The 14,869-nt window shown below is 62.1% G+C and carries 13 protein-coding genes, 1 tRNA gene and 3 pseudogenes; 8 read left to right on the top strand and 9 right to left on the bottom strand.

All coding sequences use genetic code 11. The annotated features are described in order from the left end of the window. Positions 1-172: 172 nt before the first annotated feature. From ACH0CP_RS17290 to ACH0CP_RS17270, 5 genes are all read right to left on the bottom strand, one after another. Positions 173-337 carry a hypothetical protein gene (locus tag ACH0CP_RS17290; protein WP_009450567.1) on the bottom strand — a complete coding sequence of 55 codons (165 nt, stop codon included), beginning with the start codon at positions 335-337 and terminating at the stop codon, positions 173-175. 421 nt (positions 338-758) lie between these two features. Then, positions 759-1,064: a hypothetical protein gene (locus ACH0CP_RS17285; protein WP_406889902.1), complete on the bottom strand. Its 306-nt coding sequence runs from the start codon at positions 1,062-1,064 to the stop codon at positions 759-761. Positions 1,065-1,160: 96 nt separating this feature from the next. Continuing rightward, positions 1,161-3,296 (bottom strand): ParB/RepB/Spo0J family partition protein, encoded by a 2,136-nt coding sequence (locus tag ACH0CP_RS17280; protein WP_406889903.1) that lies wholly within the window; start codon positions 3,294-3,296, stop codon positions 1,161-1,163. Between the two features lie 124 nt (positions 3,297-3,420). Beyond that, positions 3,421-3,816, bottom strand: coding sequence for a DUF2958 domain-containing protein (locus ACH0CP_RS17275; RefSeq protein ID WP_393997887.1), 396 nt, complete (start codon positions 3,814-3,816; stop codon positions 3,421-3,423). Further along, positions 3,813-4,775: an ArdC family protein gene (locus ACH0CP_RS17270; RefSeq protein ID WP_015740129.1), complete on the bottom strand. Its 963-nt coding sequence runs from the start codon at positions 4,773-4,775 to the stop codon at positions 3,813-3,815. The genes ACH0CP_RS17275 and ACH0CP_RS17270 overlap by 4 nt, the downstream gene beginning before the upstream one ends. A gap of 221 nt (positions 4,776-4,996) precedes the next feature. On the opposite strand from ACH0CP_RS17270, the gene ACH0CP_RS17265 reads away from it, so the two are divergent. The 6 genes and pseudogenes from ACH0CP_RS17265 to ACH0CP_RS17240 all read left to right on the top strand — a co-directional run. Continuing rightward, positions 4,997-5,590 (top strand): DUF6088 family protein, encoded by a 594-nt coding sequence (locus ACH0CP_RS17265; protein ID WP_024707721.1) that lies wholly within the window; start codon positions 4,997-4,999, stop codon positions 5,588-5,590. Further along, positions 5,583-6,598, top strand: a pseudogene (locus ACH0CP_RS17260) (nucleotidyl transferase AbiEii/AbiGii toxin family protein). The gene ACH0CP_RS17265 and the pseudogene ACH0CP_RS17260 overlap by 8 nt, the downstream one beginning before the upstream one ends. A 23-nt stretch (positions 6,599-6,621) precedes the next feature. Beyond that, on the top strand, positions 6,622-7,944 hold the full coding sequence (locus tag ACH0CP_RS17255; protein ID WP_024707722.1) for an SIR2 family protein: 1,323 nt from the start codon (positions 6,622-6,624) through the stop codon (positions 7,942-7,944). Next, positions 7,941-9,965, top strand: coding sequence for an ATP-binding protein (locus tag ACH0CP_RS17250; protein WP_024707723.1), 2,025 nt, complete (start codon positions 7,941-7,943; stop codon positions 9,963-9,965). The genes ACH0CP_RS17255 and ACH0CP_RS17250 overlap by 4 nt, the downstream gene beginning before the upstream one ends. Further along, positions 9,952-10,668 (top strand): 3'-5' exonuclease, encoded by a 717-nt coding sequence (locus tag ACH0CP_RS17245; protein ID WP_406889906.1) that lies wholly within the window; start codon positions 9,952-9,954, stop codon positions 10,666-10,668. The genes ACH0CP_RS17250 and ACH0CP_RS17245 overlap by 14 nt, the downstream gene beginning before the upstream one ends. Positions 10,669-10,744: 76 nt before the next feature. Next, a pseudogene (locus tag ACH0CP_RS17240) lies at positions 10,745-11,071 on the top strand (IS21 family transposase); the annotation flags it as partial. Between the two features lie 734 nt (positions 11,072-11,805). Here ACH0CP_RS17240 and ACH0CP_RS17235 read toward each other — a convergent pair. Both ACH0CP_RS17235 and ACH0CP_RS17230 read right to left on the bottom strand, forming a co-directional pair. After that, positions 11,806-12,315 (bottom strand): GNAT family N-acetyltransferase, encoded by a 510-nt coding sequence (locus tag ACH0CP_RS17235; protein WP_024707725.1) that lies wholly within the window; start codon positions 12,313-12,315, stop codon positions 11,806-11,808. A gap of 4 nt (positions 12,316-12,319) precedes the next feature. Next, positions 12,320-12,619: a DUF1778 domain-containing protein gene (locus ACH0CP_RS17230; RefSeq protein ID WP_024707726.1), complete on the bottom strand. Its 300-nt coding sequence runs from the start codon at positions 12,617-12,619 to the stop codon at positions 12,320-12,322. A 269-nt stretch (positions 12,620-12,888) separates the two neighbouring features. Here ACH0CP_RS17230 and ACH0CP_RS17225 point away from each other — a divergent pair, with 269 nt between their 5' ends. After that, complete coding sequence (locus ACH0CP_RS17225) at positions 12,889-13,113, top strand: hypothetical protein (protein ID WP_406889907.1); 225 nt, start codon at positions 12,889-12,891, stop codon at positions 13,111-13,113. 19 nt (positions 13,114-13,132) lie between these two features. Next, positions 13,133-14,218: pseudogene (locus tag ACH0CP_RS17220) on the top strand (recombinase family protein); the annotation flags it as partial. Positions 14,219-14,326: 108 nt separating this feature from the next. On the opposite strand, the gene ACH0CP_RS17215 reads toward ACH0CP_RS17220, so the two are convergent. Further along, on the bottom strand, positions 14,327-14,662 hold the full coding sequence (locus ACH0CP_RS17215; protein WP_024707729.1) for a hypothetical protein: 336 nt from the start codon (positions 14,660-14,662) through the stop codon (positions 14,327-14,329). Positions 14,663-14,792: 130 nt separating this feature from the next. After that, positions 14,793-14,869 (bottom strand) — tRNA-Met (locus ACH0CP_RS17210).

The raw sequence follows: 14,869 nt of genomic DNA, 5'->3' as shown, positions 1-14,869 counted from the left end.
CGGAAAGCCTCTCTCTCCGACCCTCAACCCGTCACGGCCGAACGGCCCGCACTCTTCCTTTCTGACCGGGCTTGTTCCCGGTTCCGCTGCCGGCGATGGGGATCATCGCAAGGCTGAAGGCCCGGTCGCGAGTGCCGCGCTCGGGCCGTTGGGGATGAGGCGCTTTCGCGCCTTATTCCCACGGGTCCAGTTCCAGCTTCACCATGTCGTCGTCGCCGTCGAACTCGGCGGCGGGGCAAGCGGCGTGGGTGCCGTCTCCGGCCTGGAACACAACGATCGAAACCATCAGCGTGGCGGCAAGGCTGGCGGCGAAGGCGGTGGCATCTGCATAGGACATGGGTTCCGGCTCCTGTCTTGGGAGGCGGGGGACCATCCCCCGCGTGACAGGCGCCCGAAGTGTCTGACCGGATCTGCAATCACCCGAGCGCGTTCGGACTCTTGTCCAGAACCCCGAGGGCGGCACGCAAAGCGTCAAGCCGACCCCTTTGGGGTTGAATGTCAAAGAGACAGGTCGGACCAAGGTTTGCGAATGGAAGCGGGGGTGGTTTTTCGCATCTGACAAGATGCCGGATACCCGTCGCAGATGCTCTGGCGCGCCAGCCTTGCCGCCATGCTGGCATCAGGATCGTGTTACCTTCAGGCCAGAGATGGCTGCCGCTTGACCTGATGGGAATGGCGGATTGCATGGTGAAGCTGAAATTGGACTCGTCCGGTGCAGACCTCCCATCCTCACGGCCCGACGCCCTGCGATCGGGTCTTCAGCTCCAAAGCCCATCGGCAATTTCTCGGGCGATCATCGCGCGCGCCTTCATCATCAGATCATCGCCCGACGTATCGATATGACCGAAGAAACGGGCACGAGCGCCGTGAGCGGTCCACTCGGCGTAGCGGCAATACTCACGGGCATCGAGCCGGAACACCCGCATGTCGTCGGCCCAATGGGGCTTAGGTTCCACGACAACAGTGATGCCATCGCAGGTTTCGATCCACGGTAAGGTGCGATCCGACGGGGGATGTTCACGGTCCTCCCGAAAAATCTGATCGATGTCGATACTGATCGGCATGGTGACTCTCCAAAGAAAAGCCCGATCACGAGGACCGGGCGAGTTACGGAAACGGAGCGGCTGGAATGGGGCGACCGAAGCCGCCCCGATTGAGGGTTATTCCGCGGCGACCATGTGCTGCTCTTCCTCGTCGTCGGCAGGGTTGTCCTCGCCATCGCCGGAAAGGAAATCGGGCAGATCGTCGGCTTCCGCCGTAGCGCCCGATGCCGGATCGACTTCGATACCGTCATCCACCATGCGCAGCGGCTCAGGCAGCCAGCCGGATTCGGCCAGCAGGCGTTCGGCTTCCTTGGCCATGTCGCCCTTCTTGAGGTGTCCGATCAGCTCGGCGGCCCGATCACCGGCCCCTTCGCGCACAGCTTCAAGGATACGCGGCTTGGTCACGCGGCCGAGATAATTGCCTACCGTCGGCCGCCAACCTACGGCTACCATGTCGAGGCCCGTGGAACGGGCCAGCCGGTCAGCCTGCGACAGGCGGATGTCCAACCCGTGCTGGCTGACGCCCATGCCGCTGTAGGGGTTAGGCTTCTCATAGAGCGCGTTGATACCGAAGCTGACGCAATGGGCGAGCAGGTCCATGCGCGAACCGTCATCAAGATCGGTCAGCCAATCCCAGAGGACGGCATCGTCTGCTGGGACATGGTCGCCCCAGCGTTCGTGCCGGTCTGCGATCGACTTGGCGGACGCGCTATCGCGCAGATCCTCGGCCTGTGCGGGCAGGTGCACCTCGCGGACCTGTGCTTCCAGGCACCCGCGGATGGAATGCGGCATGAAGCAATCCATGACCAGCCGGTGCAGCAGTGCCGTCATGGCGACATGCGGGTTCACTGCAACCGCATCCCGCAGTGCCAGCGTGCGATGTGCGGTCAGCTCGCTGACCAGCCGATCGGGCAGCGGCTTGATGGTGTCTGCCTCGTCTTCCTCCGGTTCGACCGGCTGGCCGCCCAGCGTGATAACCGCACGCATGCGGCTCACCTCCGATTCTGCCCGCTGGATCACTTCACCGGTTTTCGGGTCAACGATCTCAGCTTCCGGTTCCGCAGGCGTTTCATCCTCGGCGCGAACATAACCGCGTTCGACCAGCAGGGAGCCATCGGAGTCGATACTGACGAAGACGCCAGCCATGCCGATTTGAGCGAGGTCGAAGGTCATCGGGCGGCGCTCGAAGGTTTCCAGCGCCTGTTCGATCTCACCGAGGCGGGCGTCGATCTCGTCAGGCAGTTCGTCAGCCTCGCCATATTCGGCTTCAAGCCGGTCATATTCGTCGCGCAATGCCTCGCGGGTTGTGCGCTCTTCCTCGGTCAGGTCGACGGTAGTGCCGACAAGTTGCCGCAGTCCATGATCGTGACCGTAGGGGAAGGTCATGGCGACCTCGACCCATTTCCATCCCTCGGCGGCGATGGTTTCCGCGTCTGCCTTGAGCTTTTCGCCGACCAACCGGTCGAGCAGCACCGGATCCTGGAGCCAACCGCCATCGTCCTGCTGGAAAAGATCGCGCAGCACACAGCCGCCAGCGTCCTCATAGGCATCGATGCCGACGAAGAGCGCCCGCTTATCGGCGGCGCGCACCGTGGTTTCGGTCAGCAGGCGGCGGATGTGGTAGGGTTCTTTCTGCCAGCCGTCCTTGATCGCGTCCCATACCTGCTCCTGACGAGCATGATCAAAACTGACGCTGAAGGCCATCAACTGTTCCAACGTCATGCCATCCTCGGCATAGACATCGAGCAAGGCCGGTGAAACGGAAACGAGCCGCAGGCGCTGCTTTACTACCTTGGCATCCACGAAGAAGGCGGCGGCGATGGCTTCCTCGGACATGCCCTTTTCGCGCATGGCCTGGAAGGCTCGGAACTGGTCGAGCGGATGCAGCGGTGCGCGCTCGATGTTTTCGGCGAGCGATACCTCGTCGATCAGCACATCGGCGCTGGCCTCCGACACCACACACGGAACCGGCGCGATTTTGGCGAGGCGTTTCTGCTTGACCAGCAACTCCAGCGCCCGGAAGCGGCGACCGCCGGCGGGCACCTCGAACATGCCGGTCTCCTTGCCCTCGGCATCTACGACCGGGCGGACGTGCAGGGACTGGATCAGCCCACGCCGCGCGATGGACTCGGCCAGTTCCTCGACCGAGATCCCGGCCTTGACGCGCCGGACGTTGGACTGGGAAAGCACCAGCTTGTTGAAGGGAATATCGCGCGAGGACGACAGGGTGATCTTCTGAGCGGCAGTGGCCATGTCGGTTACTCCATGACGGACGCCGGTGAGCCTCTCTCTCCGGCTATCAGCCCGTCACGAAGCGAAGCGCCGCCCTCTTCCTCTGAAGAGAGCGACGCCAGCCGCAGAACCTGAAACCCGGAAATCAGGCACTCCGGTTTTCTGTATCGGCGGATGTACGGGAGAATCGTGCGCCGATGCGGTAGAGCAGACGCTCGGCGGCGCGGATGCTGCCGGTTTCGCGGGCGGCCTCGGCCCAGACCGAGATCGGGAAATCCCCGGTGAACAGCAGATCGCGCTCGATGACCATGCCGAAGGGCAGCCGGACTGATGCCATCTCGCCAAGGCTCCACGAACCCAGTTCGGGATGGCCGAGATCGGCCAGGCCGAACATGATGTCGCCATCCTCATCCAGCTCGGTGGCGAGCCAGGCGCCCTCGCCGAGGGGGTTGAAGAACTTCACGACCGGGATGTGATCCTGTTCGCGCTGGCGGCCATTTTCCAGCAGGCGGTCGCGCTGTGTGCTGGTCAGGAGGATCATGCCGCAGCCCTCCGGTCGGTTACGCTCGTATCGGGCTCCCCGGCGTCGTCGGCCGGAAGATGCGACAGCAACCAGTCCGCCGCCTTGCTGGCCTGCGAGGCCGCGCGGACAATCGCGCGGGAATCCTCGCGCATGACCTCCAACCACGATCCGATATAATCGGCATGGCGGACGGTCGGCACGATCCCGAGCGCGGCGCAACTGAAGGCCGCGGTCTGTTCGGCAATCATTTCCTCGAAGGCGTATTTCTTCGAACCGAACGAGCCGGTCAGATCGCGGTTGAGGCGGCTGTGATGGCCGCTGGCGTGCCCCAGCTCATGCAGGGCCGTCCTGTGCCAGTTGATCGGCTCGAAATAGGCTTGCGGAGGCGGCACCTGCACATAGTCGAGCGACGGCATATAGAAGGCGCGATTGCCGCCAATACGGAAGTCAATGCCGGTGGCCCGAATCAACGCCTCGACCCGAGGTTCGATAAGGCCCGGCGGCGGTGGCGGCGCGACTGCCGTGATCTCATCGGGTAGGCCATCGCATTGCGCGGCGTTAAAGACCGTGAACCGCTTCAGGAACGAAATGGCATGCGCATCCTCACCCGTTTCGCGAGCACGGCGCTTCTCGTCCTCGGGGGTGAAACGGTCGGCATAAACGACAGTTGTGCCACGCTCGCCCTTCCTGACATTGCCGCCAAGCGAAAGCGCCTGGCGGAACGTCAACCACGCCTGAGCGGGGAAACCATGCTGGATGACAGCGCCCCAGAGGATGAGAATATTGATGCCGGAATAGGATCGGCCGGTTGAAGCATTTCTCGGCAGGCCCAGCGGGGCGGTATCAGGCGACGCACCCCAGGGCTGGACCCATGGCAACCGCCCTTGCTCCAGCTCGGCGATGATCTTGTTGGTGATGTCGTCGTAAAGGTTGCTGCGCGCGCCACCTTCCGCGAGGTTACGACCCTGTCTGGCCATCGGGATGATCTCCGCGACGGGCGCCGGAAGCCTCTCCTCCAGCCCTCAACCCGTCACGGAAAATCCGTCCGTACTCTCACTCTGAAGGGGGCGTTGCGGGGATCTCCCCGCAGAAGGGGTAGGCAGAGACCAAGGCTCGGCCGCAGGGGAAGGCGTTCCCCTATCCGGACTTCCTTGAAAACTGTCAGAAACTCGCGTACATTTCCAACAGGAGAAAGACGATGACACGGCTGACCGAACAGATTCTGGCACATGCGACGGGACTTCCCGAAGGGATGCCCGTGTCCGCCAAGGGCTTGCTCCACCTCGGAAACCGGGCGGCCGTGGATCAGGCATTGTCGCGTCTGTCCGAGCGCGGGCAGCTCATCCGCGCCGGTCGTGGCGTCTATCTGCGTCCCATCGCCAGTCGGTTTGGCACGCGCGCACCTTCGGTCGAGCAGGCTGTCGAGGCCCTCGCTACCCAAAAAGGGGAGATCATCGTCTCGAACGGAGCCGCCGCGGCGAACGCGCTTGGCTTGACGACGCAGGTGCCCGTCCGCTCGGTCTATCTGACCTCCGGACGCAGCCGAAAGATGCACCTCGGCAAGCAGGTCGTCGAATTGCGGCACGCGCCGCGCTGGCAACTGGCCCTGGCCAACCGCCCCGCAGGGGAGGCCGTGCGGGCGCTGGCTTGGCTCGGCCCCGAAAGGGCGGAGGCCGCGCTCACGACATTGAAACGGAAGATGCCGCCCGGCGAGTTCGGCGAACTGGTCGCCGCCGCGCCGCAGTTTCCGACATGGCTCGCACAGAGCGTCGGAAAGGCGGCCTATGGCTGACGTTTTCCTCCAGCTTTCGGCCGAGGATCGGCGTGATGCACTGGGCGTCGCTGCCGACCGTTCGGGTCGCCCCACCCATCTTCTCGAAAAGGATGTGTGGGTGGTGTGGGCGCTGGCGACCCTCTACGCGGCACCGCTCGGCGAGCATCTGGTGTTCAAGGGCGGCACGTCGCTGTCGAAAGCCTATCAGGTCATTCGCCGGTTTTCGGAGGACGTGGATCTGACCTACGACATTCGGGCGATTGCGCCCGATCTGGTTGGGGACAATGGCGAGGGTCTGCCGAAGACACGAAGCGAGGAAAAGCGCAGGTCCAGCGAGGTCCGTCGGCGGTTACCGGCATGGGTCGCGGAAACCGTGCAGCCTGTGATCGAGACCGCACTGGCCGTCGAAGGTCTGGCGGCGGCCGTCCGCGTCGAGGATGAGAAGCTCTTCATCGACTATGAGGCGACCGCAGCCGGGTCCGGCTATGTGGCTCCAAGCGTCATGCTGGAGTTCGGCGCGCGCTCGACGGGCGAACCCGCGAGCTTGCGCGACGTCGTCTGCGACGCGGCCGGCCTGATCGAGGGCTGCTCTTCCCGACGGCGCGGCCGCGCGTCATGCACGCGGAGCGGACGTTCTGGGAGAAGGCGACCGCCATCCACGTCTTCTGCCTCCAGGAGCGGCTGCGCGGCGACCGCTTCGCGCGACATTGGCGCGATGTTGTCCGACTGGACGAAGCCGGCTTCGCGGAAGCCGCTTTTGCCGATCGCGACCTGGCCAACGCTGCCGCTCGGCACAAGTCGATGTTCTTCGCAGAGAAGGCCGCCGACCGCACGCCGATCGACTATGCAGCGGCTGTCAGCGGCGGCTTGCAACTCGTGCCGGTCGGCGATGGCGCGAAGGCGTTGGAGGATGACTATGCCCGCATGGTTGAGGATGGACTGCTCTTCGACGACGAGGAGCCGTTCGAAGCGCTCATGGCGCAGTGCGCTGATATAGCCGCGCGCGCGAACAGAGCAGCCAAGTAAGAAACTGGGAGGACCGGGGGTATATGAGCGAAGTCGAAGAAGAGCGAAAATTCCAGTTTCTGCGGGACGGCGATTCCGAGCCATCTGAACTGGACTGGAACAAGGGGATCGAGAGCGCCCGCAAGGCGATTTCCGAGGCCATGAACGCCAAGAACATCGCATTTCTGCTCGGCGCCGGATGTTCTTCCCTGATGAAGGACAAAAAGGAACTCGGCATTGCGACCATGGCGCCGTTGGCCAAGGAGTTTTGCGGCGAAACCATCGAGGCACGCGCGGCGGGATTCTACAGCGATCCGCCAACAGCCGGCGCTGTACCGGCACCGTGGCGGCTGACCAAAGACGAACTCGACTATCTCGACGCGCTCGGAGTCGACCTGGCGAAGGATTACAGCCGTAACCTGGAACGCTTGATGGAGGTGCTGTTCGCGCAACGGTTCGTGCTGCGCCAGAGCGAGAATCCCGATCTTCACCCCTATCGCGCTGTTCTCGACGGCATCATCAAGAAGGTCCAGGACTTCCTATGGACCCGTGTCACCCAAGGGGCCTTCGCCACGGAGGGCGACACGACCGTGCGCGACCTCTACGAGCGTTTCTACAAGAAACTGGTCCTACGCGATCGGTCCTTGCCCCGGCCCTGGGTGTTCACGACCAACTACGATCATTTCAGCGAATTGGCGATGGATCGCCTGGGCATTCCCTATGCCAACGGTTTTTCCGGCGTCGTAGAACGCCGCTTCAACCCGGCGATCTTCCGCTATGCTCTGGCCGAGCAGCTCGACGTCGCCAGCCGCAAATGGACTGCCGTCGACGCCTTCGTCTATCTCTGCAAATTGCATGGTTCGGTCACTTGGACCGAGGACGATCATGGCCTGTTCCCGATCAAGGAGGTCTGGCCGCCGGAATCCTCAAACCAGATGCTGATCTATCCGACGCCGGCGAAGCAGAACTCTTCGCTCGGCTCGCCCTACGCAGACCTGTTCCGGGAATTTCAGTCCCGGATCGTGCGCGAGCAGAGCGTTCTCATCACGGCCGGCTACGCCTTCGGCGACGAGCACCTGAACAACATCATCTATCAGGCTCTGACGATCCCGACCTTCCGCTTGGTGATCTTTGCGGCGCCCGACACGGAGGGAGAGATCGCCAAGCTGCGGGCGCTGCGCGATCCGCGCATTTGGATCATTGGAGGCAATGGCCCTTCCGACGGGACGAGGGCGCACTACTTCGACATGATCGTCGAGCATTTCATGCCCCAGCGCCCCAGCGACAGGATTGATGACGCCGTCCGCAAGGTGTTGTCGGAGCTGGCGCCGAAAAGGGGCGACGAGACAAAGGATGGCGAGGCATGAGCCACGACGATCGCAAGCGGGCGATCGGCAAGGTGGTCTCGGTTGCGGCCGACCGCTTTGTTGTCGAGATGCACGTCGGCACCGACAACTTCACGGTCGTCGGCTTCGACGACGTGCATTATGTGGCGCGACTGGGATCATTCCTGATGATTCCGTCGCAGTCGGAATATGTCGTGGTCGAGGTTGTCGGCCTGCGTGAGCGCGACGCGAGCACGCCTTCCGAGCGGGGCGATTTCGACCGGGCCGGCTCCTCGAAATATCTGGACGTGGTGCCCGTCGGCATGTTGCCGATGCGCGGCGGCGCGTTCCGCTTCGGTGTGTCGGTTTTCCCGTCTCTGTATGCGGACGCACTGTATGCGCTGGATGGCGAGCTCGATCGCATCTTTGAGACCGAGGCCGCCGTCGAGCCGTCAGTCGGCCCGGATGGCGGCGCCTGCCAACCCGAAGGGGCCACGCGCTATCGGGTTCTACCGATCGGCAAGTCGGTGGTGTTCGAGGACTACGACGTCAAAGTTCGTCTGAACGAGTTCTTCGGCGGTCATGTCGCCGTCCTGGGCAATACCGGCAGCGGCAAATCCTGCACGGTCGCCTCGGTCTTGCAGTCCCTTTTCTGCAAGCCGAAGGAGCATCACGCCCGCGGCGCGACCTTCATCGTCTTCGACGTCAACGGCGAGTATCACGCCGCTCTGAGCGCTTCCGCGAAGGTGGGAGCGATCGGAGTCGAGCGCGTCGTCCTCGACGGTACGGCAGCGGGCTTCCGCTTGCCGCACTGGTTTTTGGAACTGGCGGAATGGGAGCTGTTGCTGCAAGCCAGCGAGCGCACCCAGGTGCCCATCCTGCGCATGGCGCTCGGGCTCTCGACCTTGTTCTCAAATGCGGGGGCCGCAGAACTCAACAGCGTCCGCAATCACATCCTCGCCAAGTGCATCACCCAGATTATGCGCGACGACTCGTCGAGCCCGTCCAAGCATGATCGGATCATTGGCATCCTTCAGCGCTTCAGCACGAACGAGATCAACGCGGCAAAAATCCGGCCATATATTGCGATCAACTTTGGCCAAATGGCCAACCCTGCGGGTCTGGATGCTTATCTGGTTGGCCCGAACGGTTTCGAGTTGGAGGATTTGAAGCTTCCAGCCTATCAAAACCTGCCATTCGACTTTGCGGCACTCGGCGATGCAATAGACCTCGCCATCCTGTATGCGGAGGCGCACGGTAATCGGCAAATCCGAGACTACTGCTCCCAGATGGTGACGCGCTTCCAGGCACTGGAAGATCGCCCTGAGTATGAATTCCTCCGACATGAGGCGGGCGCCGCAGCCGCCGACAATGGAGAGCTGAAGTTTCTCACTCGGCTGGTCGGCCTGAACGGCAAGGGAACCGGCCACACCAAAGCCAATCAGATCATCATCATCGACATGAATGACGTCGAGGACGAGGTGGTCGAACTGGTCAGCGCCGTGATCGCGCGGATGCTGTTTCGCCTGCTCCGGCGCGCCGATCCGCGCAATCGCTTTCCGATCCATCTTCTGCTGGAAGAAGCGCACCGCTACATCTCGGCGACGCCATCCCGCTATGCAGTGGACGCGACCAAGATATTCGAGCGCATCGCCAAGGAAGGACGCAAATACGGCATGTTCGTGCTCTTGGCATCACAACGCCCGAGTGAGCTGTCCAAGACGGTTCTCAGCCAGTGCTCCAATTTCCTGGTTCACCGCATCCAGAACCCCGACGATCTTTCTCAGATTCGGCAGATGACGCCGTTCATCTCGGATTCGGTCCTGAAACGGTTACCGTCATTGCCTCGGCAGCACGCGCTGGTGTTCGGAACCTCGGTCAATCTCCCGACGACATTCAAGGTGCGGGAGGCATCACCGCGGCCGCGCAGCGACGACACCGCCGTGGTCGATTTGTGGTTCCACGAAGAAGGTCGAGCCGCCGGCATTCGACTCGCTCCGGTCGATACTGCTGGAGGGGAGCCGATGGCAGCAAACGAAGCGTCAGACGATGACATCTTCTGACCATCTGGAGACCCTGGCGCAGACGCTGGAGGCCACGGGAGACTACCGGGTCGTCCGGCGTCTCAAGCCGCGCCCTCGCATCGTTCCTCCGCCAGGCACGCCGCTGCGCCTTGGCCTGGTGGTTGATGTGGAGACCACGGGGCTTGACCATCAGTGCGACGAGATCATCGAACTCGCCATGACACCATTCAACTATGGCTTGGATGGCACCATTTTCAGCGTGGGTGACAGCTTCCAAGGGCTGCGTCAGCCGAGCGAGCCTATCGCCCCGGAAATCACCGCGATCACGGGCATCACCAACGAGATGGTGGCCGGCCAGATTATTGATCCCGCAGCGGTAGCCACATTCGCAGCGCCGGCTTCGCTCGTCATCGCACACAACGCGGCATTCGACCGCCGCTTCCTTGAACGATTCAGCGACGTGTTCTCGACGAAGCCGTGGGCATGCTCGCTCAGCCAGATCGATTGGGCAGCGGAGGGGTTCGAGGGCACGAAACTCGCCTATCTCGCTCAGGCCGCCGGCTTCTTCTACGACCGCCACCGCGCGATGTACGACTGTCTTGCTACGGTCGAGTTGCTGGCAATGTGGCTGCCCCGATCTGGCGCTACAGGTCTCAGCCGTCTCCTGGACGGCGCCCGTGCCGTTTTTTGGCGAATCTGGGCTGTGGATCGGCGTGGAAAAGGGACCCCGGTAGCGGGGTGATCGGCGTCGAAAAAGGACCCCTCATCCCGGTGGTCTAGGCTGTTCGCTTGGCGGTGTGTCAGGCGGCGAGATCGGGATGTTGGTATTGGAGACGGTGTTGAGGATCCGGCGCGAGCACGCGTCGGGGAAGGCCATCAAGGCGATAGCGCGGGACCTGCACCTGTCGCGCAAGGTGGTGCGCAAGGTGGTGCGCAAGGCGATTCGGGCGCCGGAGGCGGACATGGCGTATCGGCGGGAGGTTCAACCGCTGCCCAAGCTGGGACCGTTCCAGGCGCGACTGGATGCGTTGCTCGAAGAAGACGAGGCGCGGCCGCGGCGCGAGAAGCTGCGCTTCACGCGCATCCACGACCTGCTGCTGCGCGAGGGGTTCGCATTGCGACATCGTCGAAACTGGCAACGACAGCTGGCGCTTCAAACATCGAAGCTGACGCCCAGGACCACCGGCAGAGAACGCTTCGCGCTGGTTGCGCCTCCGGTCGGGCTACGCCCGCCCTACGCCGCAACCAGCGCGAACAAAGCACCCGTCATACCCGTCACGCTGCTCGACGAAGGGGGTCCCTTTTGCACGCCGATAGGGGGTCCCTTTTGCACGCCGATAGGGGGTCCTTTTTGGAAGCCGATTGACAAATCTGGGCGGAGAACGCACCCTTTGACCTCAAGGATGTCCTCAAAGCGCGCGGATACCGCTGGAACGGCGATCCCGGCCCGCAGCCGCGCGCATGGTATATTGACGTTCCCGAGGCTCAGCTCGAGGCCGAGCTACGGTTCTTGAGAACGGAAATCTATCGGTATGAGGTCGATCCCCCGGTTCGGCGGATCGATGCCTATGATCGGTTTTCAGACCGGATCTGAGTACCGTCGAAGGCCGGGCTATTGCATTCCCTCCGGCACTTGCGCGCACTTCTTGGCAAGCATGGCGCAGACGAACCTGTGCCGTTTCGTCATGTCGGCGCGCTTTTCCACTATGTGGTGCCTAGCGGTCATGGTTCTTGCAGCTGGCATCCTGCAACGCGTGGTTCTGGAGGCGGAAGCGGATTTCCTTCGAGATCCTCGCCTTGCCGGTCACCGTCTTGAATGTCCGGCGTAGGTCCTTGCCTCAAATTTAGCAAGGAAGACGTCCACGAAACATTGGACCATTCACCTTCCAGCCTCACGGAGCGACGCAGCAATATCGCTGATCGAGCGAAACAGGACCAGTCCATCATCTCTGGCAGGCTCAAATCCTCGACGCTGCCAGAATTCGGCAGCCTCCCCGTCGACGGCGTTGACCATCAATGCCCGCCCACCGATCAGCGATGCGGCCTGAACGCAGCGTTGGAGGGCGTGCTTCACAAGGCCAGTCCCGATGCCCAACCCTGCCGAGCCGATATCGGTCGCGAGCTGGCCAAGCAGCATGCAGGGAATTGGATTAGGGGGCTGCCCCGTCCGGATGGAGCGCGGTAGCACCGATGGCACAACGGCTGTTGGTGCAAGGCCGTAATATCCCACCACACGCCCTGCCTCATGCACGACGAGAACGGCGGTAAAGCCCTTCTGCTGATTGGAGAGCGCGCGGGTTTTCAGCCAGCGGTCGAGCGTCGGATTGCCACAGGTAAACTCAGAAACATCGTGGGCGGCGGAAAGCGGCTCGGGTCCTGAAAGCAGCAAGGGATTACCGCTTCGCCGCGTAGCCGGGCTCCCACGGCGCAGGCCGCTTCAGCACTTCAACCATCTCCGGAACAGGAGCGGCCGGGCGCGACAGCACATCCATGAACTGAGCAAAGCCTTCCGGGCTCATCCGGATCAGGCCCTGCTCCATGACGACCTCCTCGGCCGCGCGCACAGCGGCATCTCGCACGAAATCGGTGCGCGAACGGCCGCGCAGGCTGGCGGCACGATCGATCATGGCAACATCGGCCTCGGGCAGACGCATTGAGATAGGATATTCCTTGCGTTCGGCAGTGTTGGCCATGGCGATTCTCCTTGGTCGGAAGATGGCATCTTGTATCTCTAAATACAATACGATAAAGTCGCATCCACAAGCAACAGCTTCCGATGGGGTAGTATCGAGGCGAAAGATGACGGCGACAGCGATCGATTCCGACAGGTCATTTCACTATGCCACGGCACGCCAGACCACGCCGCCGCACGCCATGACACGCGTCGGCATACTGATCGCCGCCAAATGTTCGCCCGTAAATTCCATTGCTTATACCGGGCACGGGACGAATGCTGTCAGTTATGACCTTGCGAGCCTCACAAAACACAGCAAAGATGACAGGAGCCGAGCGCGAAGCGCTGCTCGAATCTTTGCTGCTGGACGCGCCGGAGTTGACGTTTACGCCGCGCGGCAGTCCCGACCTTCGCCTTCTGCGTCTGGTCGGCATCCTGGCAAAGCAGGCGGCACGGGAATGCTTTGCCGAGGAAGTGAAGTTATCCAGGCAAAGGAGGAAGCGCACCTCCTGATGCGGATGGGAGCCATGTTTTGAAAGTCGCGATCTACGCCCGTTATTCTTCTGACAATCAACGCGACGCTTCCATTGCCGACCAACTTCGCATGTGCCGCCTCCATGCCGAAAAGCAAGGCTGGCACGTCATCGAAGAATATACCGACCACGCAATCTCCGGCGCTTCGCTGATCCGTCCGGGCATCCAGGCTCTGATGACCGACGCCATGGCCGGTCGCTTCGACGTGATCCTCTCAGAGGCTATGGATCGCCTCTCGCGTGATCAGGAAGACATCGCCGGAATCTTCAAACGCGTGTCCTATGCGGATGTGAAGATATTCACCCTGTCGGAGGGCGAGGTCAGCCATCTGCATGTCGGCCTCAAGGGCACAATGAATGCCCTCTTCCTCAAGGATCTTGCCGACAAGACCCGCCGCGGCCAGCGCGGCCGTGTCGAGGCTGGCAAATCGGGTGGCGGCAATTCCTATGGCTACGATGTGGTCAAGAAGCTGGATGCCAATGGCGAACCCATTCGAGGCGACCGCACCATCAACGAAGACCAGGCCGCCGTCGTTCGCCGCATTTTCCGCGACTACGCGGCCGGCAAGTCGGCCAAGACCATAGCCTTTGCACTGAACAAGGACGGCATTCCGGCCCCTTCGGGCGGCGACTGGGGTTTCAGCACGATCAACGGCAACCCGAAGCGTGGCAACGGCATCCTCAATAATGAGATGTATGTCGGCAAGATCGTCTGGAACCGGCAGCGCTTCGTAAAGGACCCGAACACCGGAAAGCGGCAGGCGCGCCCCAACCCAGAATCGGAATGGGTCATCCAGGAGACACCAGAGCTCCGGATCCTCGACGACGATCTCTGGAATGCTGTGAAGGCACGGCAGGAGAAGAACAAGCTCACCCGCGACGACAACGGCTGCACGGATGTCCGCACTGTCAATCATCGGCGGCGCCCAAAATACCTCTTCTCGGGCCTCACCAAATGTTCATGCTGTGGTGGCGGGTACTCCGCGATCTCGGCAACGCTGATCGGATGCTCTACAGCTCGCAATAAGGGCACCTGTAACAACCGCGTCAATATCCGTCGCGACGAGTTGGAATCACGCGTGCTGAATGCGCTGCGCACCCGACTCGTTGACCCTGAGCTATTTGCCCATTTCTGCGAGGTGTTCACGCAAGAGATGAACCGCCTACGAATGGAAGGCCGCGCCGGTATTGCCTCAGCGGAAGCCGAGATCGCGAAGATTGATCGGGAACTCGAAACCCTGCTCAACCTGATCCTTAAAGGCGGCGCTGCCGACGCTCTCAATGCGAAGATGGTGAGCTTGGAAAAGCGGAAGAAGGAACTGGAACTGTTCCTGGCCGAAGCTGACGAGCCGCCGGCCCTGTTGCACCCGAGCATGGCGCTGCAATACCGCAAGCGCATCCAGCAGCTCTACGACTCGCTTCAGGATGAAGAAGAGGGCAAGCGGGTAGAGGCAGCCGACACCATTCGCTCGTTGGTAGATAAGATCGTGCTGACGCCTGTTGAGGGCAAGGTGGAGATCGACGTTCAAGGCGATCTTGCTGGAATACTTACGATTTCCGCACAAACGAAAAACCCCGCCTCGGGGGCGGGGTCTTCGCAAGTAAAGATGGTTGCGGGGGCTGGATCTAATCTTCACTTGTTGCCCGAGCAAGTAAAGATGGTTGCGGGGACAGGATTTGAACCTGTGACCTTCAGGTTATGAGCCTGACGAGCTACCGGGCTGCTCCACCCCGCG

Source organism: Sphingomonas sp. 179-I 2A4 NHS (assembly GCF_045369135.1).
In the GTDB taxonomy this organism is placed as follows: Bacteria; Pseudomonadota; Alphaproteobacteria; order Sphingomonadales; family Sphingomonadaceae; genus Sphingomonas.
This window is presented reverse-complemented; position numbering and strand designations above follow the sequence as displayed.